The sequence below is a fragment of the Pseudomonas sp. NFACC24-1 genome (assembly GCF_900115235.1).
Taxonomy (GTDB): domain Bacteria; phylum Pseudomonadota; class Gammaproteobacteria; order Pseudomonadales; family Pseudomonadaceae; genus Aquipseudomonas; species Aquipseudomonas fluorescens_AA.
Genome location: NZ_FOVS01000008.1, coordinates 133,814 through 156,662, shown reverse-complemented (window position 1 = coordinate 156,662; position 22,849 = coordinate 133,814). Strand labels below are relative to the sequence as shown.

The following is a 22,849-nucleotide window of genomic DNA, read 5'->3' as shown; positions in this document are numbered from 1 at the left end:
GGTTTAATCGTAGAACGGCTCGACCGCCGTCCGACTGCCGACAAAGAAGCTATCCGCGACCAACCGCAGTGGCTGCAGGTCCATGTCGCTGGCCTTGTCGTTGATCAATTGCTGAAAATGTCGATACACCGCGGCGTACTCGCCCTCCTCGGACACGGCCTGGCGCACGCCGTCGATGCTCAACAGCGCGCCGCCGTTGTCCAGGCGCAGGACGCCTTCGGCGCAGCGAATCTCGATGCTCCAGAGCTCGTCATGGCCATGGTCGAAATCGAATTCCGCCCGGATATCGAGATGGCGCGCGTCGGCCATCTTGATGCTGGCGGCAATCGGCGACTGGCAGTTGTCCGGCACACGCAACTCGGCGGACTCCACGAACAACGGCAGCGCCAACAGATGAGTCGCAATCGACAACGCGTTGATGCCGGGATCGAAGACCCCCAGGCCACCGGGTTGCCAGATCCACGCCTGGCCGGGGTGCCACTTGCGCACGTCTTCTTTCCAATCGATCTGCACGCTGTGCAAGGTGCGACTGGCCAGCCAGTCACGGGCGACCGCGATACCCGGGGCGTAACGGGAATGCCAGGCGAACAGGCCGCTGACGCCTTGCTCGCGAACCTGCTCCACCAAGGCCATGGCTTCACCCAACGTGGCGCACGGCGGCTTTTCCACCAGAACGTGTTTACCGGCCGCCAGCGCCTGTTGCACCAGGGCGAATCGGCCTTGCGGCGGTGTGCAAAACGCAATCGCATCGACGTGCGGGCCGTTTTCGAGCAGCTCGCCCAGGGATCGGAAGTTCTCCACCCCGGCGCAGGGCTGCCCTTGCGTGGCGACCGCCACCAGTTGGAACGCGGGGTTGGCGAGGATGGCTGGAACGTGTTGATCCTGGGCAATCTTGCCGTAGCCCACCAGACCGAGACGAATCGGTTGCATCGATGACTCCTGATTTTTTGTACTTGTGATCGGCCAGCAAACTAGACGCAAATCGCCTGGCGGACAATGGGGGCTGCGCAGTATCTACCCAATTGCCCAGCCCTGCGCCGCAAAGGCATCAGCTACGCCGCTGCTCACGGACACTCGTCACGACGTTGGTCACCCGCCCGTAAAAGGGCTCCAGCCGCTCACGTGGCGCATCGTGCTCCACCACCAGGGCGGCAACCTCCTCACAAGAGACCACCTGATAATGAGCAACGCTGGACAGCTTTTCGTTGGTCACCGCGGTAATCACTTGCCCACTCGCCGCCACCACTGCGCGCTTGAACTCTGCGTCCTCCAGGCCGAATGCCGTGACCCCATTGTCTGGATCGATGGCGCAGGCGCCCAGAAAACACACGTCATAACTGAACTGGCGCAATTGCTCCACCGCCGTCAGCCCGATCACACCACCGGCGATGGGGTTCAAGCGCCCCCCCAGGAGGATGACTTCGGCACGGGGCAGTTTCATCAACTGCACCGCAATCAATGGCGAATTGGTGGAGAGGGTCAACTGAAGGCTTGGATCGATGGCGCCAGCAATCGCCAGGTTGGTCGAACCAGCATCGATGAACACGTGCTGGCCCGCGCGCAGCAAGGCAGCGGCCGCTTGGCCGAGGCTGCCCTTGCGTGCCGGGTCTTTACGCACGCGTACATCCAGCGACCCTTCGGCAGCCGGCACAAGTATTGCACCGCCATAAACACGCTTGCATAACCCCGCCGCTGCCAATACCCCCAGGTCACGCCGGATCGAGTGTTCGGACACATTGAATTCGCTGGCCAGGTCCGCCGCGATCACCCGGCCATACCGGGCGAGACGCTGGCTGATCAATTGCTGGCGTTCACCGGGGAACGCTTCGTGGGGAGAAGTCATGAGATACAACCTGCATAAACGAGCACTAATGATCATCAACGAGCAGATAGTGCCGGTTATGCAGCGAAGCGTCAAACCCGCTCATTCAGCGGGCGCCTGCACGATAAACGGTCAAGCGTTCCCTGGAACATTCGTGCCCATGCCCACAGGCAGGAAGGATCGGATTTCTTCGATCTCCTCGGCACTGAGGCGCAGCTGCGCGCCGGCAATCAGCCCGTCGACCTGCCTGGGGCACGGGGCCCCGACGATGGCCGGAAAAATAAAGCGTGTGTCCTGCGATGGGGGGACACCAGTCTTCCAGCACTGTCACCAAGGTGCCCGCGCGCAGAGCATCTATCACAGGTTGATCAAGCGGAAACAGCGGCAGAAGCTTCCCACGTACCGCTGTTTGCACAGTCTGGATTGGACTCGTTCGTCGCCAAGTGCTGAGGCGGGCGTTCAGTACCTGATTAACTCAGCCCAGGCGATGTTGCATTCGCGCAATTGCTGAGCTGCGCGCTTAGCCATTCAGCAGGCGGCCGCCGTCAAGGACGATTTCAGAGCCAACCGTCCAGCGCGACTCGTCGGATGCCAGGTACAGCACTGCTTTGGCCACCTCATCGGAGGTACCGAAGCGCCCAAGCGGAATGGTTGCCGCGATCTCTTTGTTAAGCTGCTCGCGATAAGCTTCTGGAATGCCGAGTTTGTCGTAAAGCGGAGTCTCGACGGGGCCAGGGCTCACTGCGTTGACACGGATGCCACGGCCCAGCAATTCGGTCGAGAGCGTCTTCGACATGTTCAGCAATGCGGCCTTCGTTGCGGCATACACGGACGAGCGATCTGCCCCTGCATGCGCGCTTACGGAAGTAGTCAGCACTACGGAAGCAGGATTTGCGAAGACCGGCAACAGCGCCTGCATCAGGAAGTACGGCCCTTTGACGTTGATGTCGAAAGAGCGGTCGAACATGTCTTCCGTCCATTCCTCAATGGGCAGCCAGACGGATACGCCGGCATTGAGGAAGGCAACGTCGAGTTGGCCGTAGTGTTCCTTGATGGCTTGTGCCAGCTCCTTTTGTGCTGAAACGCTGGCCGAATCGGCGCGCAGCACCGGCACTTCCGGGCCCAATTCAGCCTGGGCCTTTGCAATCGAATCGGGGTTGACACCCGTAACGATCACGCGAGCACCCTCCGCCAGGAACTGCTTTGCCGTTTCCAGCCCGATGCCACTGGTGCCGCCAGTGATGAGCGTACGTTTACCTTGCAAGCGCGACATTTGAATTCTCCGGTGAATGACCACTGCGGTCGATATGGAGAAATATGCGCTCATGCTCCGTATCGGAGAAGACTGCCTATTCGTATATGATTCATGCAAATCAGGCATGAATCGAGGTGGAGAAGTGGACCGATTTCTTTTGATGACATGCTTCGCGCGTGCTGTAGAAACGGGGAGCTTTTCGGCGGCAGCGCGCGATCTAGGGCTGGGGCAACCCAATGTAAGCCGCTATGTAGCGGCTCTGGAGGATCATTTGCAGACGCGCTTGCTCCACCGATCTACGCGCAAGCTATCCTTGACGCCGGAAGGCGAACGCTACTATGCGGACATCCGGCGCATCCTGGATGCGGTGGATGAATCCGAATCGTCATTCAGGAACAACGTCGAGCCATCGGGACTCTTGCGCGTAGCCTGTCCGACAGCTCTCGCACACGCGTTTGTGCTGCCGCATGTGCCGGCCTTCTTGGAGCGCTACCCTCAATTGAACCTGGATCTCCAACTCAACGATCGATACGTAGACCTCGTCAATGAAGGCACCGAACTCGCCATTCGCATAGGACAGCTGGAGGACAGCACCTTGCGCGCCCGGCGTCTTGGATGGTACGACCGGGTCTTCGTCGCCAGCAAGGACTACTTGGCTAAACGCGGAGTTCCGCAGACCCCGGATGATCTACGCGACCACGATTGCATCATCTACACCTTACTGTCGTCCGGGGCGACCTGGCGATTCCGGGACGCGGACATTCCGATTGCCGGCAGGCTCAGGGTCAACTCGCCCGACGCTGTCAGTGCGGCGGTCGTGGCAGGCCTGGGTGTGGCGCATGGACCTGCGTGGCTGTTTGAGGATGGGCTGAACAGCGGGAGATTACAGTTCATTCTCACCGACCATGCAGCTCCTCCTGTCCCCGTGCAGATGGTTTATGTCGCCAATAGACTGCTCCCCACGCGGGCTATCGTGTTCATGGATTTCATGGCTGACGTGTTTTCAAAGATTCCAGCCTTGAACGGCAGCACCCCTTTGCCGACGCTATAAGACAAGACGACAAAACGTGCCCCCTCACGCTCTTGCCTAAGGCTACGCTGACCGGGCCGAAATACCGGGCTGGAGTCATCGTCAAACAAAAAAAGCCCCGCGACCGAGGACGGTGCGGGGCAAGGGAATTGGTTGGTTGCGGCCAACCAAAGGAGCACGGTGAAAAGCGTTTACGGGCCGGTCAGATGCATTCCTGTGCGGCGCGCTCGAAACTCGAAGGCAGGAGGTTGGAGGCCAGCAAGTGCCGCTCGTAGATGAATACCTTGCCACCGTTGCCGGCCTTGTAGGCTTCCAGCACATTGTCCGCCGAGACTTTGCTCGGCACCACGATGCGGTAGCTGCGCTGGGTCTGCGAGACCAGCGGGTTCAAGGCATTGCCCTGCAATTTCGGTACGACGCATTCGGCGTATTGGGCCGGCGTCTTGCTGGTCTGCAAGGTCAGGGTCGGATCGTTCGGTGCCGAGGCACAACCGGCCAGCAACAATGGGGAAAACGCCAGGGGAAGCAAAAATAAACGGCGCATGGGTCATGGGTCCTGAAAATAAAAATACGGGGCTGCGTGTTCGATGGCGCTGATTTTCCAATGATTGCCGGCAAAGCAGAACTTGCATTTGGTAATGGTCACTATTACTCCTAGCAATAGTTGCAAGCCGAGAAAGATTGATGAGGCCTATCCATGAGAACGTTTGACCTGATTCGCGACGCGGTATTGCCCGACTTCCGTGAGCGGGTGGCTGACTATCTGATCCAGTACGAAAGCGTGCTGTTGGGCAACACGGAACCCGACCCGGAGCTCAAGCGGGCCACGGCCAATCAACTGCGCGGTTATCTGCGCGGATTGAATACCACTCGGGTATTGGGCATGGCGGATTGGGAGGAGCTGGATCGGCGGGTGGTGGACACCTGGCTTCAGTGACCGGCCGGACATTCCGGGAATGTGTTCGATTCAGGGTGTCGAGGGCGATTGCTCCCGCCGGGCTGGGCTGCGATCGCTCGCCGGCTGCGGCCCGACACTGGCTTGCGCCCTGTCCACCAGCCGTTGCACCCAGGCGGCGTCCTGGTCATTGACCACCCCATAGCGGTTCGGCGGTAAAAACTTCCAGTGATGGGCGGCCTCCTCCAAACGCTTGAGTTCATCGGCAGACATCCAGTACGGCGTATCCACCAATGGCATCGGCGCACCGTCGAAACGCAGGCCCAACTGCAGGTTCGTGCCGGGGGCGAAAGCAATCGCCAGTTGCTGCTGGGGTTGCAGCAGCTTGTCCGGCGCCGGCATTTGCCCTACTCGCCCGTAGCTGAAGTCACCTGAAAACTGCTCCTTGAGCACCAGCCAGTACCCCGCCGCGGTCTTGCCCAGAATCCATTGCGACACACCGCTGTCTTGCACGCATTTCAGCTTGCCATCGGTCCATTGCATGAGGGTGTTGCAGTCCGGATCATAGTCGTTGGACCACAGGCTGATGCCGCGGATGAGGGTGTGGTGTTCGAGTTCGACCAGCCCTTGATCGGGCATCGACTGCCAATACCGCTTGGTCGGGTCGCGCTTATCGTGTAAGTAGTTATGCAGGCCCCAGGCAGCCATGAACAGCAAAGTGACGAGCACAAGCCAGCCAAGGGAATCCCCCACGATCCGGTCAAGGTCGACGCCTGGGGCGGATAACCCCTGATAAACCAACAGCCCCAGCAAAAACGCGATGCCCGGCAACACCGGGCCCAGGCACAACGGCGGCACCAGCACCATGATCCAGCTGAAGCGATGCATGGTCGCACGCTCACGCGCCCAGGCCTGCTCCTGAGCAAGCATCGGCGCCCGCTCCCGAGGGCCGATGTCAGGATCGGGCGTCTGGAAACGCATGTACAGGGTGTAGGTGTCATCGCTCATGGATCGGATCATGCCCTTGAAGTCATCGTGTTAGACACACATTCATCCCCATCGCCCAAACTCGCCCCCTTGCTCAGCCAGGCGAGACAATGGTCACGGTGCAACGGATCGATATTTAGACCAGGAGTCGCTCGACCCACTGCTGTGGCGTCATCTTCGTCACCATGATCAGCACAATGACAAACATCCCCAAAAAGCCCAGAACCCCCATCCAGAACCACTTTCGATACACGGTTGAGTATCGATCTTCGAGCGTGCGTCCATCCCTCGCCGCGCTCGACGCCATCACGTGCAAGCGCTTCTGGAACACCAGCACAGGCAGCCACAACGCCCCCACGCACAGGAAAATGATCAACGACGTCATGATCCATTCCGTGGTCAGAGGAAATCCGGCCAGTCTCGTTAGCAGGTAACCCGTCACTATCTGAATGAAACCCGCCGGCGTGGTAATCCAGGTATCGAACCGGACGACCGTCCTGGCCACATGGGCAATGACCTGCGGATTGGCGGTGCGGCTGGCGGCGATCAGGTAGAGGTAGGATCCCATGCCGAAGCCGAACAGGAAAATGGCAGCGATCACATGGATGTACTTCAAGCACAGATAGAGCATGGTCAACCCTGCCCGTCAGAGAAATGCACGGACAGGCTGAGGTTTTGCGGATCGTTGATGGCGGCCATGTATTCGTCGACGGTGATTTCACCCACACAGGCCCGAGCGCCGGGTTCGGGCAGATACCCTTGGGCAACTTTTGCCGCCAAGGCAACGGCTGCACAGCTGGGAATTTCCGGCCCTTTGTCGTTCATGGCGGTGAGCTGCACGTTCAACGACAGCGGCTCGCCATCGGCACCGATGCCATGGACATCGATGTACATTGCGCTTTTGCCATCGCCAAATCGTTCGAACCAGAGCCCCCACCGATGAAGCCTGGCCGCCCAAGGGAGATGGTCGTGCACCAGCCCCATCCTCATTGCCTGGGCCAGCATGTAGTTGGCAATACCGCCGAGCTTCAGGCCTGCGCCGGCCTTGAAGCTCAGGTTCTGGGCACCATAGCGGCTGGCGAAGATATCCATGTCCGGCACGTCGACATTGGCCAGTACCCGGGTGCCCATGTAGCGCATTCTGCGAAGCGTCAGGTCCTGCCATCCCAGAACCTCATGCACCCGGCCATTCCTGAGTTGCCTGATCGGCTTACCCGCATAGGCGAGAACGCCTTCGACGGTGGACAACCCCGGCATTTTGGCCGAAGAGGAAATACCATGCTCGATCGTGTCGATGCGTTTAAAGCGATGCCGCTGCTGATCGATGAGGGCGGCCGAGAGCGTCGGCACTGAGCTGCAACCACTGAGGATCGCCACGCCTGCCTGTTTTGCCCGGGTGTCGAGTGCGCCAATGCCGGTGACGAAGGCTCTGCTATCCGACAAGTCGCAGTAATTCACGCCGGCGTCGATGCAGCTCTCGGCGACGGCATAGGATTGCCCTTGAAAGGGGCCGCCGGTATGGATGACCCATTGGATGTTCATCAAGCCAAGGACAGATTTGAAGCCTGGGCCCATGGCGTCGCCGCACCAACTTTCACATACCGTGCCCGATCGGGCGTTCAACTCATCGACTTTGCGCTGCAGTTTTTGGGCGTCGCGCCCCGAAATCACCAGCTGTACGCCTGGCATCACCACCAGGTGCCTGGAAACGATACTGCCGAAATTTCCATACCCACCGACCACCATGACCCTGAGCGTCATTCCATCCGTCCCTAAATATTCGATGAAGCCCGCAACCTTGCCACAAGGACGACGCGGTGGTGTACCCCTTGTGGCAGGTCATTGGGTTGCCGCACTTGCCCCCTGCTGATACTCCCGGGGCGTGCAGCCGAATTCGCGGCGAAACACCGTGTGCAGGTATTGCGCCGATTTGAAGCCGCAATTCTGGGCGATGTCGGCAATCGGCGCGTCGGTATTTTCCAGCCCGTTGGCTGCGGCGGTCAGTTTGAAGCGCAGGATTTCATCGTGGACGCTGCAGCCCCGCTCCTTGCGAAAATGCGCTTCCAGCGATGAGCGCGATATGCCTACATAAGCCGCCACCTGGGCCGTCTTGATGCCCTGGCAGGCGTATTGGCGGATGAAGAGCAGTGCCTGCATGACATAAGGGTTTCCCAACGGTTGATGCAGGCTCGACACCTGCACATTGATCGCCTCAGGTGGGATCAGAGTCTGCGTACCCGTGGACGGCATGCCGTGCAGCATTTGGTGGAGCAGGCGTGCGGCGGTCCGGCCCATGGTCTCGGTGCCCTGGATCACCGAGCTCAACGGCACCCGCGTCAGGCTGCGGGTCAGCGGGTCGTTGTCGATACCGATCAACGCCACTTGCTCCGGCACGGCGATCCCGGCGGTCAGGCAGGCTTGCAGCAGTTGCCGGGCGCGGGCGTCGCTGACGGCGATGATGCCGATGGGCTTGGGCAGGCTTTGCAGCCAGGCGATCTGCTGTTCGACGGCGCTGTCCCAGAGCGGTGCGCTGGTACCCATGCCGCGATAGACCTCGGCCGGCAGGCCGTCGCGCTGCACCAGCCGACGAAAGGCCTTCTCCCGTTCCTGGGCCCAGCGATTAGCTTGTGCTTCAGGCAGGCTGAAACAGGCGAAGCGGGTCAGCCCGGCCTCGATCAAGTGTTCGTAGGCCAACCTCATCAACGCGTCATTGTCGGTGGCGACATAGGGGATGCCCTTCGGGTAGGCGCGTTCATCCTGATAGGAACCGCCCACCGCCACCACCGGTAGCTTGATCCCGGCCAGCGCCTCGCCGATCAGCGGGTCGTCGAAGTCGGCAATGATCCCGTCGCCCTGCCAGCGCTCGATGCCTTTCAAGCGGCAGAGAAAATCCTCCTCGAGAAACAAGTCCCAGGACGCACGCGTGCTGCTCAAGTAGTTGCCGATACCGCTGATGATGCCGCGGTCGTAGATCTTGCTGCCGTTGAACAACAGCGCGATGCGGTGAACGGGCGGGACGGTTTTCATTGGTTTAACCCTGTGCCGGTGGACACAGACTAGGCGCGCGGCCGGTGAATCTCAATACTCAAAATCGAACTGCCCGTTGGTGATTTTCATAATCAGCAGCCACGGGGCCGGCGTTAGTATCGAGACACCGCCAAGAATAAAAAGGAAACCCGCACATGCCGTACTTCCCCGGTGTCGACAAGATTCGCTACGAGGGCCCCGCCAGCGATTCGCCGCTTGCCTTCCGTCACTACGACGCCAACAAACTGGTGCTCGGCAAACCCATGCGCGAACACCTGCGCATGGCGGTCTGCTACTGGCACACCTTCGTCTGGCCGGGGTCGGATGTGTTCGGTGCCGGCACGTTCAAGCGCCCATGGCAACATGCCGGGGATCCGATGGAAGTGGCCATCGGCAAGGCCGAAGCGGCCTTCGAGTTCTTCTCCAAGCTGGGCATCGACTACTACTGCTTCCACGACACCGATGTCGCCCCGGAGGGTAGCTCGCTCAAGGAGTACCGCAACCACTTCGCCCAGATGATCGACCACCTGGAACGCCATCAGGAGCAGACCGGGATCAAGCTGCTGTGGGGCACCGCCAACTGCTTCAGCAACCCGCGCTTTGCCGCAGGCGCGGCCAGCAACCCCGATCCGGAAGTGTTCGCCTGCGCCGCCGCCCAAGTGTTCAGCGCCATGAACGCCACCCAACGCCTCAAAGGCGCCAACTACGTACTGTGGGGCGGTCGCGAAGGCTACGAAACCCTGCTCAATACCGATTTGAAACACGAGCGCGAGCAACTGGGCCGGTTCATGCGCATGGTGGTCGAGCACAAGCACAAGATCGGCTTCAAAGGCGACCTGCTGATCGAACCCAAGCCCCAGGAGCCGACCAAGCACCAGTACGATTACGACAGCGCCACGGTGTTCGGCTTCCTGCAGCAGTTCGGCCTGGAAAACGAGATCAAGGTCAACATCGAAGCCAACCACGCCACCCTCGCCGGGCACAGCTTCCACCACGAGATCGCCACAGCCGTCTCCCTGGGGATCTTCGGCAGCATCGACGCCAACCGCGGCGACCCGCAAAACGGCTGGGACACCGACCAGTTCCCCAACAGCGTCGAAGAAATGACCCTGGCCACCTACGAAATCCTCAAGGCTGGCGGGTTCGGCAATGGCGGGTTCAACTTCGATTCCAAGGTCCGGCGCCAGAGCCTGGACGAGATCGACCTGTTCCACGGCCATGTCGCCGCCATGGACGTCCTCGCCCTCGCCCTGGAGCGCGCGGCAGCCATGGTCCAGAACGATCAGTTGCAACAGTTCAAGGACCAGCGCTACGCAGGCTGGCAGCAACCGTTTGGCAAGGCGGTGCTGGCCGGCGACTTCAGCCTTGAATCACTGGCCGAGCACGCCTTTGCCAACGAGCTCAATCCCCAGGCTGTCAGCGGTCGCCAGGAAATGCTCGAGAACGTGGTCAATCGGTTTATCTACCCCTGACAAATGTGGCGAGGGGATTTATCCCCGCTGGGCTGCGAAGCAGCCCCCCGGAAGAACAAACTGATTTGTCTGCCCCACCAAAGAGGCCGTTACATTCTCGCGACAAATCTGTGCCCACGGCGCCTCGCAACGCTCTACAGTTCTACCCGGTATCACGCTCATCGTCAGGCAGTGTCTTTCAAACAACAATAAAAGGACGCACTACATGAAAACATTCAAACGTACCCTGCTCGCCGGCGCCCTCGCCCTGCTCTCGCTTCCGGTCATGGCCGATGCGGCCCATCCGAAAATCGGTTTCTCCATCGATGACCTGCGCCTGGAACGCTGGTCGCGGGACCGTGACTACTTCGTCGCAGCGGCGGAAAAACTCGACGCCAAGGTCTTCGTCCAGTCTGCCGATGCCAACGAGCAGAAGCAGATCTCGCAGATCGAAAACCTGATCTCCCGTGGCGTCGATGTGATCGTCATCGTGCCGTTCAACGCCACCGTGCTGACCAACGCCGTCGCCGAAGCCAAGAAGGCCGGGATTAAGGTCGTGTCCTACGATCGATTGATCCTCAATGCCGATATCGACGCCTACATTTCATTCGATAACGAAAAAGTCGGCGAGATGCAGGCCAGTGGCGTGCTCAAAGCCGCGCCCAAGGGCAATTACTTCCTGCTCGGCGGCGCGCCCACGGACAACAACGCCAAGGTCTTGCGCGAAGGCCAGATGAAGGTGCTGCAACCGGCCATCGACAAGGGTGACATCAAGATTGTCGGCCAGCAGTGGGTGAAGGAATGGAACCCCACCGAAGCCTTGAGCATCGTGGAAAACGCCCTGACCCGGAACAACAACAAGATCGATGGCATCGTCGCCTCCAACGACGCCACCGCCGGCGGCGCCATCCAGGCCCTGGCCGCGCAGAAAATGGCCGGCAAGGTGCCGATCTCGGGCCAGGACGCCGACCTCGCGGCGGTCAAGCGCGTGATCGATGGCACCCAGACCATGACCGTCTACAAGCCACTGAAACTGATCGCTTCCGAAGCCGCCAAGCTTTCGGTGCAACTGGCGCGTAACGAGAAACCGGCCTTCAGCTCGCAATACGACAATGGCAGCAAGAAAGTCGACACCATCCTGCTCACCCCCACGCCGTTGACCAAGGACAACATCGACCTGCTGGAAAAAGACGGGTTCTATACCAAGGCGCAGATCGCCGGGCAGTGACCTGGGTGCACGTCCTGGGTTAAGCAAAGTCCCGTGGGAGCGAGCTTGCTCGCTCCCACAGGGGCTGATTGACTTCAGGGTTCCTGCCTCTGTGTGAGCCCTTTTTCACGAGCCTTCGCCATGTCCGATTACCTGCTGCAAATGAACGGCATCGTCAAAACCTTTGGCGGTGTCAAAGCCCTGAACGGCATCGACATCAAGGTCAGGCCCGGGGAGTGCGTCGGCCTGTGCGGTGAAAACGGCGCGGGCAAATCCACGTTGATGAAAGTGTTGTCGGCGGTCTACCCCTACGGCACCTGGGAAGGCGAGATCATTTGGGCCGGCCAGCCGCTCAAGGCGCAGTCCATCAGCGAAACCGAAGCAGCCGGGATCGTCATCATTCACCAGGAACTGACCCTCGTCCCCGACCTGTCGGTGGCGGAAAACATCTTCATGGGCCACGAGCTGACGCTGCCCGGCGGACGCATGAACTACCCGGCGATGATCCACCGTGCCGAAGCCCTGATGCGTGAACTCAAAGTCCCGGACATGAACGTGTCGCTGCCGGTTTCCCAGTACGGCGGTGGCTACCAGCAATTGGTGGAGATCGCCAAGGCACTGAACAAGCAGGCACGGCTGCTGATCCTCGATGAGCCCTCCTCGGCCCTGACCCGCTCGGAAATCGAGGTGCTGCTGGACATCATCCGCGACCTCAAGGCCAAGGGCGTTGCCTGCGTGTACATCTCCCACAAACTCGATGAAGTGGCCGCCGTGTGCGACACCATTTCGGTGATCCGCGACGGCAAACACATCGCCACCACCGCCATGACCGACATGGACATCCCGAAGATCATCACCCAGATGGTCGGACGGGAAATGAGCAACCTCTACCCCACCGAACCCCATGACATCGGCGAGGTGATTTTCGAGGCGCGCCACGTCACCTGCTACGACGTCGACAACCCCAAGCGCAAACGGGTCGACGATATTTCCTTCGTCCTCAAGCGCGGGGAAATCCTTGGCATCGCCGGACTGGTCGGCGCCGGTCGTACGGAACTGGTCTCGGCGCTGTTCGGCGCCTACCCCGGTCGCTACGAGGGCGAAGTCTGGCTCAACGGCCAGCAAATCGACACGCGCACGCCCCTCAAGTCGATCCGCGCCGGCCTGTGCATGGTCCCCGAAGACCGCAAGCGCCAAGGCATCATCCCGGACCTGGGGGTGGGCCAGAACATCACCCTGGCGGTGCTGGACAACTACTCGAAACTGACCCGCATCGACGCCGAAGCCGAACTGGGCAGTATCGACAAGGAAATCGCGCGCATGCACCTCAAGACCGCGAGCCCGTTCCTGCCGATCACCAGCCTCTCCGGCGGCAACCAGCAAAAAGCCGTGCTGGCGAAGATGCTGCTGACCAAACCCCGCGTGCTGATCCTCGACGAACCGACCCGCGGCGTGGATGTCGGTGCCAAGTATGAGATCTACAAATTGATGGGCGCGCTGGCGGCCGAGGGCGTGTCGATCATCATGGTTTCGTCGGAGCTGGCCGAAGTGCTGGGAGTCTCTGACCGCGTCCTGGTAATCGGCGACGGCCAGTTGCGCGGCGACTTCATCAACCACGAACTTACCCAGGAACAAGTGCTCGTCGCCGCACTCAGCCATCCCGACGGCCATAACAATAATGATCGGAAGTCCGCGTAGATGAATCAGGTCAAACAGCTGTTTTCCCGCTACAAAATGCTCGCCCTGGTGATCGCCGTGGCGATCATCTGGCTGTTCTTCAGTTGGCAGACCGACGGCGGGTTCGTGACCCCGCGCAACCTCTCTAACCTACTGCGGCAGATGTCCATCACCGGGATTCTTGCCTGCGGCATGGTGCTGGTGATCATCAGCGGCGAGATCGACCTGTCGGTGGGCTCGCTACTTGGACTGCTGGGGGGCCTGGCGGCGATCCTCGATGTGGTTTATCACATCCCGCTGCTGGCGAACTTGAGCCTAGTGGCCTTGTGCGGTTTGGTGATTGGCTTGGGCAACGGCTACATGACCGCCTACCTGCGCATTCCGTCGTTCATTGTCGGACTGGGTGGCATGCTCGCGTTTCGCGGCATCCTGCTGGGAGTGACCGGCGGCACCACCATCGCCCCGGTGTCACCGGAACTGGTCTACGTCGGCCAAGGTTATTTGCCGCACACGGTCGGGACCGGGCTTGGCATCCTGCTGTTCGCCCTGACCCTGTTCCTGACCTGGAAACAGCGGCGCAACCGCGCCCTCCATGGCTTGGCGGCTCACTCCCTGGTGCGTGACGTATTGCGCGTGGTGGTGATCGGCGCGGTGCTGGCCGGGTTCGTCTATACCCTCAACAGCTACGACGGCATCCCGGTACCGGTGCTGCTCCTGCTGATCCTGCTGGGGGTGTTCAGCTACGTCACCAGCCAGACCGTGTTCGGCCGGCGGGTCTATTCGGTGGGCAGCAACATGGAAGCCACGCGCCTGTCCGGCATCAACGTGCAAGCGGTGAAGCTGTGGATCTTCGGCATCATGGGCGTGATGTGCGCCCTCGCCGGCGTGGTCAACACCGCACGCCTGGCCGCCGGCTCACCCTCGGCCGGCAACATGGGCGAACTCGACGCCATCGCCGCCTGCTTCATCGGCGGCACCTCCATGCGCGGCGGTTCCGGCACCGTCTACGGCGCCCTCCTCGGCGCGCTGGTGATCACCAGCCTGGACAACGGCATGTCGATGCTCGATGTCGACAGTTATTGGCAGATGATCGTCAAAGGCAGCATTCTGGTGCTGGCGGTGTGGGTGGATGTGAGTACACGGACGGGGCGGCGTTGATCTGAACACGCAACTGTAATTTGAGACACTTTGCTGTTGGGCAGTCTAGTTGTCCAACGCAATCCAAAGCATAGGAAACCAAATCTACCTCTCTTTCCGCTGAGCAAACAGGAACTCGTACCCCACGCCCGAAAATAATGGCGCTATGCCTTTCCCTGTGCATTCATGGAGTGACTTTGATGCATCCATGTACCGCGCCGGCAGTGACTCAACACTCCTATTTACGAAAAGGAATTTCAATGAGACGTGGAAAGCCTATCGGCAACAGGGCTGTAATATTCTGGATGCTCGCGACGTTTTCTGTGGTAGGTGATGCCCAAGCCGGCATCTTCAAGTGGATCAAGAACGAGGCGGTCCCCACTATTCAAGGGAAGCGCCCCATCGTTTTGAAGGAATACATCAAAATTTCCTCCGGGGCAGACCAAATCAAACTCGGTGACGACAGCTTGATGATTAAGATGGGAGGTATCACGGTCAAAACTGGACAGCTACGTCTACGCTTGGCTCAAGGTGTTTGTGTCTGGGCTACCGGGGACGTCGTTACATGTGCTCCAGACTTTATCGAGAGACAAATCAAAGTCCTGGCTGACGCTGCTTATGCGGGGACGAAGCCGCCTGCTGTAGAAGCCAACTCAGGGAAACCGAAGCAAAAGGCCAACGCCGTAACTCCGTCAGGTTCTGGGCTGAGCTTTTCAGATTTGGACGGCAGGACCGTTCAATGGGAGCCACAGGACAATTCGGTAGGCTTCGACTTTAGTAATCCAGGTACCGCCTCATCTAATCCACCAAAGCCATCCTTGTTTTTCCATGATCTATATACGCGCCGGGCGAAGGACGCTTCCGGCAAGCCCGAACTCCAGATATTGGGTCGCGCCGATTTGGCCTTCATGGAGGGCAGAGTGGGAGGTATCGCGTGTTATTTCGCTACGGATAAGAGCACCTATATCCTCGACAGCCAAAACAAATACAACGACCCGAATGGCTATGTGACCATCGGCAGCAAAACGGTTCCTGCCAAGCAAATAGAGAACGTACAAATTCAATTGGTAATCCCTTGGGCTGATTTGGAAGTCCCAAATACGGTTGCCCCCAATGCAACGATGTTTACCCAATGCTTCCTGACCCTGGACGGCGAGCAGATGCTCCAGACCGATTGGATTCCGTTCTAAAAGCATTCTGTCTCTGCCTACGTTGCTCAAGGCCGAGCAAACTGACCGATGCAACCCGGCCCCAGCCCCATAGAATGTCGTGAACCCGGCAGTTTGAGACGTAGTCATGCTCATCAAACCCTTCTCCATCGACATCCCCGAACACGCCCTTGAAGACCTGCGGCACCGCCTGAAGCACACCCGGTTACCGGAACCGCTGGCCGGGCAAGGTTGGCGCGAAGGCATGGACATGGAGGTGCTTCGGGAACTGCTTGCCTATTGGTCGGACACGTTCGATTGGCGCGCTCAGGAAGCAGCGTTGAATCGCTTGCCGCAATTTGTTGCCGACATCGGTGGGCAAAGGGTGCACTTCATTCATCAACGGGGTGTCGGGCCGAGTCCGAGACCGTTGATCCTTACCCATGGCTGGCCCGGCTCGTTCATCGAAATGCAGCGCATCATCCCGCTGCTGACGGACCCGGCCAGCCATGGGGGTGATCCTGCGGACGCCTTCGATGTGATGGTGCCGTCGCTGCCCGGCTACACCTTTTCCACACCATTCCAGCAATCCGGCATGGGGCCCTATGAAGTGGCGGGCTTGTGGAGTGAGTTGATGAGCGGGCTGGGTTATGAACGGTTCGGCGTCCAGGGCGGGGACATTGGCGCGGGTGTGTCGACGTGGTTGGGCGTGCGTTTTCCCGAGCGGGTGACGGGCATTCACCTCAACTATATTCCGGGTTCCTATCGCCCTCCCCTTGGCGAAAACGAGCCAGCGCCGACCGAGGCAGAAACGGCCTTCCTGCAACGCGCGGCGGCATTTGCCGATGCCGAAGGCGCCTATGGGCACATTCAGCGAACCAAACCGCAGAGCTTGGCGGTGGGCCTGAATGACTCCCCGGCGGGGCTATTGGCGTGGATGGGGGAAAAGATCCTGTCCTGGTGTGATGACAGCCCCGCCATCGATCGTGAATGGTTACTGACCAATGTGACGCTGTACTGGCTGACGCACTGTATCGGCTCGTCGTTTCGTCAGTATGTGGAAGGCAGCAAGCGGCCATTGCTGTTCAACAGCGGCGAACGTTTGAAGCCACCAGTTGGAGTCGCGCTGTTTCCCAAGGAACTGCCCATGCCACCACGGAGCTGGGTGGAACGTTGCTGCGAGGTGAAACGCTGGACCGTGATGCCTCGGGGTGGTCACTTTGCTGCGTTGGAACAGCCGGAGTTGTTGGCGGAGGATATCAGGGCGTTTTTCCGCGGCTGTCGTTAGAGGGCTCCTGTGCCTCCATGTGGCGAGGGGATTTATCCCCGCTGGGCTGCGAAGCAGCCCCAAAACCAGGCACCGCGCTGCAACAGGTGAACCGCGTTGGCCGGTTTACGACTGCTGCGCAGCCGAGCGGGGATAAATCCCCTCGCCACAGGGAACCATGTCACCTGTCCAAATAGGAATGTGAGTTAGCCTCTAGATATGCGCAGTGACGGTGATTGGCCGTCCTAAAATCTCGTAGGAATTTACACCCTGTGGCGAGGGAGCTTGCTCCCGCTGGGCTGCGAAGCGACCCCAACCGGCCGCCGCGTTTCGCCAGACAGACCGCCGGCGCCGGGTTTACGGCGGCTGCGCCACCGAACGGGAGCAAGCTCCCTCGTCACGGGGGTGCGGGGGCGTCCTACAGGTCGGTTGTGGGTACAGGGATCGACTTCTATAGTTGGGTTCGTCGCTGGCTTTGGTCAGTGGCTGGGTTTCGCAGCCCGACAGATACGGTAGCAACCAAGCATCATAAAAGTGACAATGAGCGCCTTTGGCGTTCGACGTCATTGTATGGTGGCTGTGTGTGGGAGATCTTCGGGTCTGCCGGGTTCCTTCGTATCCTCGGTCTGCGAACCCACGCGCAGCTACCACCCATTCGTTTCGCAGCGGATCGAAGTAGCTTTTTCTTGATACGAAGAATGAGTAACTTTTGCCATGAATCAACGCGATCAACGTTTCACACCTCTCACCCAAACCGCCACCACCCACCCCGTCCTGCTGATCGACACCCACGCCCCACTGCCCGAACGCCATGCCTGTGCCAGCGAACGCCTGCACGCGACGCTCGATTACCTGACGCTTGTGGCCTGCACCAGCCTGAGCGACTCGGCAACGAGCGACATCAACACCATCACCAATGTCGCTCGGATCCTGGTGCAGGATGTGGCAGATGTGTTCGGCGTGATCGAGCAGCGCGGGCTCGAAGGCTGAGCCATTGTGGGAGCGAGCCTGCTCGCGATGGCAGCGGCACATCCAACACCTGTCCAGGCTGATCCACCGCTATCGCGAGCAAGCCCGCTCCCACAGGTCTCGACTGGCTGGTGTCAGAACCAGGTTTCCATCTGGAGGCCGTACTGCCAGGTGCCACCGGCGTTAAAGTCCGTCTTGCCGAAGGCGTCTGTGGAGCTGTACCTGTCCAGGTCCGACGACCAGTTCATGACACTGGCGAACAGACGCAGTTCAGGGCGCGTAAGCAGATCGCCCAAGTCGGGTTTGAAGGTCGGGGCCACCGTGAACTTCCAGAAGTTACCGTCAACCGCATTGCGTTGCAGGTAGCCCTTGGGGTCGAGCTGCATGGTTTGCCAACTCATCTCGTAGGCCATCTCGAAATTGCTGTTGATTTCGTTGGCCAAGCGCACGTTCAGGGTCATCCAACGGTAGTCGTCGCCCTTGACGTAGCGATCCTTGCTTCGCTCGGCCAGCAGGCTCGGGCCAATGCGCCAGTCGGAGGCCAGGGGCGTTTCGCCGTACAGCGCCACACGCAGGGCCTGGGCATCGTCGATCAATTCGCCATCGGCGCCGACGTTCTTGACTTCAGCCCCCAACCCCTGCCCATAGAGCAGCGCTGTCTTGAAGAAGCCTTCGCGACCGAAGAAGGTTTTCTGGTGATTGGCGACCATGCTGTGCAAACCGGAATCGGCCGGCGCCAGTCCCGCTTCATTGGTGCGAGTGCCGAAGTCGTTTTTCTTCGAGCCTATGGCGTTGAACATCCACTGCCACTGCCCGCCGTCGAAAAACTGGTTGGACGTCAGGATATAGCTTTCCACATCGGCATTGACCCCGCCCTCACTGAAATCCCCGTAGTTACGCCCGATCAACGAGTAGTTCGAGCGCCAGTCCTTGGTCATCTGCACGTCGTAGATGCCACCCCCGGTGCCGGCCAGATAGACCACGTCGGAGTCCAGCCAGTGGATGTCGAAATTGTCCCTGTCGAAGCGCTTGCCAGCCCACAAGGTGGAATGTTCGAACATCGAGTTGCCCTTGAATGCCGCGAGGTGATCGAGCTCGGTGAACACCTGGCGCACGTTCAGATTGCTTTCCTCGGCAGTCCAGTCGTTGGAGCTTTCTACGCCATCGGCGATGGACACCGTGAATTTGGAGCGGGTGCCGTTCTGCGCGTACAGCTCTTTCGACAGGTCGATGCGCATGTAGGTGTCGTCCTCGTTACCGAGTCGCCCCACGGCACCGCCGACAGAACCGGCCGGGGTGGTGTACGGACCGCCACGCCCGCCACCCAACCCATCGTTGATCAGCAACCCGGAGCGGGCGTAGCCCTTGAAGCTGAAGCCGTCAGTGAGGTGCGCGCTACCGCCCTGCTTTTCCGTGCTTTGCTGGCGGGCTTCGAGTTTTGCCAGGCGGGCATCGAGCGTGGGTGTCGCAACGGCGGGCACGGTCGGTTGCGCGGCGGGGGTGGCGAGTTTGATTTGCTGCAGTTCCCTGGCGAGTGCCTGGGTTTGTTGTTCGGCGGCGGCTGCACGCTTTTCCGCTGCGCTGGCACGGGCTTCGAACGCCGCCATACGCTCTTCCAGAGTCGCGGCCTGAGAGTTGGCCGCCGAGGCGCCGAGCACGCTTGCGAGTAGCCAGCTTGATGCTTTCTGCATGTGGATTTTCCCTGTTTTGTTTTTATTGTTCTGTTGCCGCGACCAGCCTTTTCCGCCCAGGTTCTGAATTGTCAAAGCAGAGGAAAAAAAGGATGCCTCATCGCAAATACGCTGCTACATTTGGCGATGTTAACGTTAACTTTTCTAAAAACAAAAATAAAGAGGGCTTTATGAAACAGCTCAAATCGCTCCTTCCAGCGGCGCTGCTCGGCCTTTGCGTCGGGTTTCCAGCCCTGTCGACTGCCGCCAACCTGACGATTTCCTGTGGTGCCGTGGGTGCCGAATTGCAACTGTGCAAAGAGGCCGTCGAAGCGTGGTCGAAGCAGACCGGCAACAGTGTCGAAGTGGTTTCCACACCTAACTCGGCGACCGAGCGGTTGTCGTTCTACCAACAGATCCTCAGTGCGCAATCCAGCGACATCGACATCATCCAGATCGACATGGTGTGGCCGGGAATGTTGGCCAAACACTTGCTGGACTTGCGCCAGGTGCTTGCGGCCGACGCCACCCAGGGGTATTTCCAGGCCCAGGTGGATAACGCCACGGTGAACGGGCGCCTGGTGACCATGCCGTGGTTCACCGATTCGGGGTTGCTGTATTACCGCAAGGACTTGCTCGAGAAATACAACAAGCCCGTGCCCCAGACCTGGGAAGAAATGACGGCCACCGCCAGGACTGTCCAGCAGGCGGAGCGCGCTGCCGGGAACGCCAATGCCTGGGGTTATATATTCCAAGGACGCGCCTACGAAGGCCTGACGTGCAATGCCCTGGAGTGGATCAGCAGCCAACCGCAAGGCGGGCTGGTCAACGCCCAAGGCGACATCGTGGTCAACAGCCAGGCCTCAAGGGCCGCATTGACCCTGGCCAAAAGCTGGGTAGGAGACATCGCCCCCCGTGGCGTGCTCAATTACACCGAGGAAGAAGGACGCGGCGTCTTCCAGTCGGGCAATGCGCTGTTCATGCGTAACTGGCCCTATGTCTGGGCCCTGGTGCAAAGCCAGGACAGCGCCGTCAAAGACAAGGTCGGCGTCGCACCCCTGCCCCGCGGCGGCGCGATGGGCACTCATGCGTCCACCCTCGGCGGCTGGGGCTTGGCGGTGTCGCGTTACAGCGCCAACCCCAAGCTTGCCGCGGAGCTGGTGAGCTACCTGAGCAGCGCCCAACAACAGAAACATCGTGCCCTGGTCGGCGCCTACAACCCGGTGATCGAGTCGCTCTACCAGGATCCCGAGTTGCTCGCGGCCATGCCTTACTACAGCCAACTGCACAGCATTCTCAACGATGGGGTCATGCGTCCCGCCTCGATCACCGCCGACCGCTATCCACGGGTCTCCAATGCCTTCTTCGATCAAGTGCACGGCGTGCTGGCGGGCGAGCGACCGGTGGATCAGGCCCTGGCCGAGCTGGAAAGCGAACTCACGCGGATCAAACGCCGGAACTGGTAAGCCACAAGGAAGGAAATCACCATGTCTGTCTCCACCACACTCGTCCCCGACGACGAGTACCTGTCCGCCCGGGAAACGCCGGTACAACGCCGTCGCGTTCGCGCCGCCTGGCTGTTCCTGACCCCGATGCTGCTGTGCCTGGCGCTGGTGGCGGCCTGGCCGCTGTTGCGTACATTCTGGTTCAGCCTGACCGACGCCAGCCTCGCCGATACGGGGGATGCAACCTTTGTCGGCTTGAGCAATTATCTGTTCCACAGCAGTGCCGGTTGGTCAGGCCTGCTCGTCGATCCACAGTGGTGGAATGCGGTGCGCAACACCTTGCATTTCACCGTGGTGTCGGTGGGGCTGGAAATCGTCCTGGGGCTGCTGGTGGCGTTGCTGCTCAACGTCCGGTTCAGCGGACGCGCCCTGGTGCGGGCGCTGATCCTGATTCCCTGGGCGATCCCGACCATCGTCTCCGCAAAGATCTGGTCATGGATGCTCAACGACCAGTTCGGCATCATCAATCACCTGATGCTCGGCCTCGGCCTGATCGACGCGCCCCTGGCCTGGACCGCCGACGCGGACCTGTCGATGTGGGCGGTGATCATCGTCGACGTCTGGAAGACCGTGCCTTTCGTCACCCTGCTGATGCTGGCAGCCTTGCAGATGCTGCCCAGCGATTGCTACGAAGCCGCCAGGGTCGATGGCATTCACCCAGTGAACGTGTTCTGGCGGGTCACGCTGCCGCTGCTGATGCCGGCCTTGCTGGTGGCGGCGATCTTCCGGATCCTCGACTCCCTGCGGGTCTTCGACGTCATCTATGTGTTGACCTCGAACTCGTCGAGCACCATGAGCATGTCGGTCTATGCACGCCAGCACTTGGTGGAATTCCAGGACGTCGGTTATGGCAGCGCCGCCTCGACCTTGCTGTTCCTGGTCGTCGCGGTGATCGCCATGGTTTATCTGTACCTCGGACGCCGTCAGTTGGAGGTCCGCTCATGAGCCCGCGCCTACTGAAAAAAGCCCTGTTGCGCCTCGGGTTCTGGTGCCTGATCGCAATCTTGCTGGTGTATGCGGTCTTCCCTTTCTACTACGCCATCGTAACGTCGCTGAAACCGTCCAGCGCCTTGTTCCAGGTGAGCTACTGGATCGACCACCCCGATTTCTCCAACTATGCCGCCGTGCTCAACCAGGCCTCGTTCCTGCGGGCTATCGGCAACTCGCTGGTGGTTGCGCTGTGCGTGGTCGCGCTGGCGCTGTTCCTCAGCCTGACCGCCGCCTATGCCTTGGGCCGGGTGAAATTTCGCGGACGCGGTCCGGTGTTGATGATGGTCCTGGGCGTCTCGATGTTTCCCCAAGTCGCGGTGCTGTCGGGGCTGTTCGAAGTGATCCGTGCCCTGGGCCTGTACAACACCTCCTGGGCGTTGATCCTGAGCTACACGATTTTCACCCTGCCCTTCACCGTCTGGGTGCTGACCACCTTCATGGGGCAACTGCCTCATGAGCTGGAAGAGGCCGCCATCATGGACGGTGCGTCACCTTGGGTCACGCTGACCCGCGTGCTGTTGCCGCTGCTCTGGCCGGCACTGGTCACCACCGGCCTTCTGGCCTTTATCGCCGCATGGAACGAGTTCCTCTTCGCCCTGACCTTCACCCTGACCGACTCGCAACGCACGGTCCCAGTCGCCATCGCGCTGATTTCCGGCGGCAGTCCCCATGAGCTGCCTTGGGGCCTGTTGATGGCGGCGTCGGTGCTGGTCACGGTGCCCTTGGTGATTCTGGTGCTGATCTTCCAGCGCCGCATTGTTTCCGGCCTCACTGCCGGTGCGTTAAAGGGTTGAGGCCCAACACAGACAAAA

The 22,849-nt window shown here is 60.2% G+C and carries 21 protein-coding genes; 12 read left to right on the top strand and 9 right to left on the bottom strand.

Translation table 11 applies throughout. The annotated features are described in order from the left end of the window. Positions 1-3 precede the first annotated feature (3 nt). The 3 genes from BM317_RS10330 to BM317_RS10315 all read right to left on the bottom strand — a co-directional run bounded on the left by BM317_RS10330 (position 4) and on the right by BM317_RS10315 (position 3,095). The gene (locus tag BM317_RS10330) at positions 4-930 is read right to left on the bottom strand and encodes a Gfo/Idh/MocA family protein (RefSeq protein ID WP_092474225.1); all 927 of its coding nucleotides are present in this window, start codon (positions 928-930) and stop codon (positions 4-6) included. 118 nt (positions 931-1,048) lie between these two features. Continuing rightward, complete coding sequence (locus BM317_RS10325) at positions 1,049-1,843, bottom strand: DeoR/GlpR family DNA-binding transcription regulator (protein WP_092165566.1); 795 nt, start codon at positions 1,841-1,843, stop codon at positions 1,049-1,051. A gap of 499 nt (positions 1,844-2,342) precedes the next feature. Further along, positions 2,343-3,095 carry an SDR family oxidoreductase gene (locus BM317_RS10315; RefSeq protein WP_092165564.1) on the bottom strand — a complete coding sequence of 251 codons (753 nt, stop codon included), beginning with the start codon at positions 3,093-3,095 and terminating at the stop codon, positions 2,343-2,345. 124 nt (positions 3,096-3,219) lie between these two features. On the opposite strand from BM317_RS10315, the gene BM317_RS10310 reads away from it, so the two are divergent. Next, positions 3,220-4,128, top strand: a complete 909-nt coding sequence (locus BM317_RS10310; protein WP_092165651.1) for a LysR family transcriptional regulator — start codon at positions 3,220-3,222, stop codon at positions 4,126-4,128. A gap of 181 nt (positions 4,129-4,309) precedes the next feature. On the opposite strand, the gene BM317_RS10305 is transcribed toward BM317_RS10310, so the two are convergent. Beyond that, on the bottom strand, positions 4,310-4,651 hold the full coding sequence (locus tag BM317_RS10305; protein WP_092474221.1) for a YajG family lipoprotein: 342 nt from the start codon (positions 4,649-4,651) through the stop codon (positions 4,310-4,312). 153 nt (positions 4,652-4,804) lie between these two features. On the opposite strand from BM317_RS10305, the gene BM317_RS10300 reads away from it, so the two are divergent. Further along, positions 4,805-5,044, top strand: coding sequence for a hypothetical protein (locus BM317_RS10300; protein WP_092165560.1), 240 nt, complete (start codon positions 4,805-4,807; stop codon positions 5,042-5,044). A 30-nt stretch (positions 5,045-5,074) separates the two neighbouring features. Here BM317_RS10300 and BM317_RS10295 read toward each other — a convergent pair whose 3' ends face one another. The 4 genes from BM317_RS10295 to BM317_RS10280 form a co-directional block, all read right to left on the bottom strand. Next, positions 5,075-6,010, bottom strand: coding sequence for a hypothetical protein (locus BM317_RS10295; RefSeq protein WP_092474219.1), 936 nt, complete (start codon positions 6,008-6,010; stop codon positions 5,075-5,077). Positions 6,011-6,125: 115 nt separating this feature from the next. Further along, entirely contained in the window at positions 6,126-6,620 is a 495-nt protein-coding gene (locus BM317_RS10290) for a DUF2269 family protein (RefSeq protein ID WP_092474217.1), read from the bottom strand. Between the two features lie 2 nt (positions 6,621-6,622). After that, complete coding sequence (locus tag BM317_RS10285) at positions 6,623-7,750, bottom strand: saccharopine dehydrogenase family protein (RefSeq protein ID WP_092165554.1); 1,128 nt, start codon at positions 7,748-7,750, stop codon at positions 6,623-6,625. A 78-nt stretch (positions 7,751-7,828) separates the two neighbouring features. Continuing rightward, positions 7,829-9,016: a XylR family transcriptional regulator gene (locus BM317_RS10280; RefSeq protein ID WP_092165552.1), complete on the bottom strand. Its 1,188-nt coding sequence runs from the start codon at positions 9,014-9,016 to the stop codon at positions 7,829-7,831. Positions 9,017-9,171: 155 nt separating this feature from the next. On the opposite strand from BM317_RS10280, the gene xylA reads away from it, so the two are divergent. The 7 genes from xylA to BM317_RS10245 all read left to right on the top strand — a co-directional run bounded on the left by xylA (position 9,172) and on the right by BM317_RS10245 (position 17,893). Further along, positions 9,172-10,488, top strand: coding sequence for a xylose isomerase (xylA, locus tag BM317_RS10275; protein WP_092474215.1), 1,317 nt, complete (start codon positions 9,172-9,174; stop codon positions 10,486-10,488). 205 nt (positions 10,489-10,693) lie between these two features. Beyond that, a complete protein-coding gene (gene xylF, locus BM317_RS10270; protein ID WP_092165548.1) occupies positions 10,694-11,695 on the top strand; it encodes a D-xylose ABC transporter substrate-binding protein in 1,002 nt (333 codons plus the stop codon). 120 nt (positions 11,696-11,815) lie between these two features. Next, entirely contained in the window at positions 11,816-13,372 is a 1,557-nt protein-coding gene (gene xylG, locus BM317_RS10265; RefSeq protein ID WP_092474213.1) for a D-xylose ABC transporter ATP-binding protein, read from the top strand. Next, positions 13,373-14,509, top strand: a complete 1,137-nt coding sequence (locus tag BM317_RS10260) for a sugar ABC transporter permease (protein WP_092165544.1) — start codon at positions 13,373-13,375, stop codon at positions 14,507-14,509. A 239-nt stretch (positions 14,510-14,748) separates the two neighbouring features. After that, positions 14,749-15,678 (top strand): hypothetical protein, encoded by a 930-nt coding sequence (locus BM317_RS10255; RefSeq protein ID WP_092474211.1) that lies wholly within the window; start codon positions 14,749-14,751, stop codon positions 15,676-15,678. 106 nt (positions 15,679-15,784) lie between these two features. Continuing rightward, positions 15,785-16,924, top strand: a complete 1,140-nt coding sequence (locus BM317_RS10250; protein WP_092165540.1) for an epoxide hydrolase family protein — start codon at positions 15,785-15,787, stop codon at positions 16,922-16,924. 693 nt (positions 16,925-17,617) lie between these two features. Next, on the top strand, positions 17,618-17,893 hold the full coding sequence (locus BM317_RS10245) for a fructose-bisphosphate aldolase (RefSeq protein WP_092165539.1): 276 nt from the start codon (positions 17,618-17,620) through the stop codon (positions 17,891-17,893). 113 nt (positions 17,894-18,006) lie between these two features. On the opposite strand, the gene BM317_RS10240 is transcribed toward BM317_RS10245, so the two are convergent. After that, entirely contained in the window at positions 18,007-19,563 is a 1,557-nt protein-coding gene (locus tag BM317_RS10240; RefSeq protein ID WP_092165538.1) for a carbohydrate porin, read from the bottom strand. Positions 19,564-19,733: 170 nt separating this feature from the next. On the opposite strand from BM317_RS10240, the gene BM317_RS10235 reads away from it, so the two are divergent. Genes BM317_RS10235 through BM317_RS10225 form a run of 3 tightly spaced genes read left to right on the top strand, consistent with a single transcriptional unit; the run spans position 19,734 to position 22,831 of the window. Further along, on the top strand, positions 19,734-21,008 hold the full coding sequence (locus BM317_RS10235; protein ID WP_092165537.1) for an ABC transporter substrate-binding protein: 1,275 nt from the start codon (positions 19,734-19,736) through the stop codon (positions 21,006-21,008). A gap of 21 nt (positions 21,009-21,029) precedes the next feature. After that, positions 21,030-21,992 (top strand): carbohydrate ABC transporter permease, encoded by a 963-nt coding sequence (locus BM317_RS10230; RefSeq protein ID WP_092474209.1) that lies wholly within the window; start codon positions 21,030-21,032, stop codon positions 21,990-21,992. Further along, positions 21,989-22,831 carry a carbohydrate ABC transporter permease gene (locus BM317_RS10225; RefSeq protein WP_092165535.1) on the top strand — a complete coding sequence of 281 codons (843 nt, stop codon included), beginning with the start codon at positions 21,989-21,991 and terminating at the stop codon, positions 22,829-22,831. The genes BM317_RS10230 and BM317_RS10225 overlap by 4 nt, the downstream gene beginning before the upstream one ends. Positions 22,832-22,849: the final 18 nt, after the last annotated feature.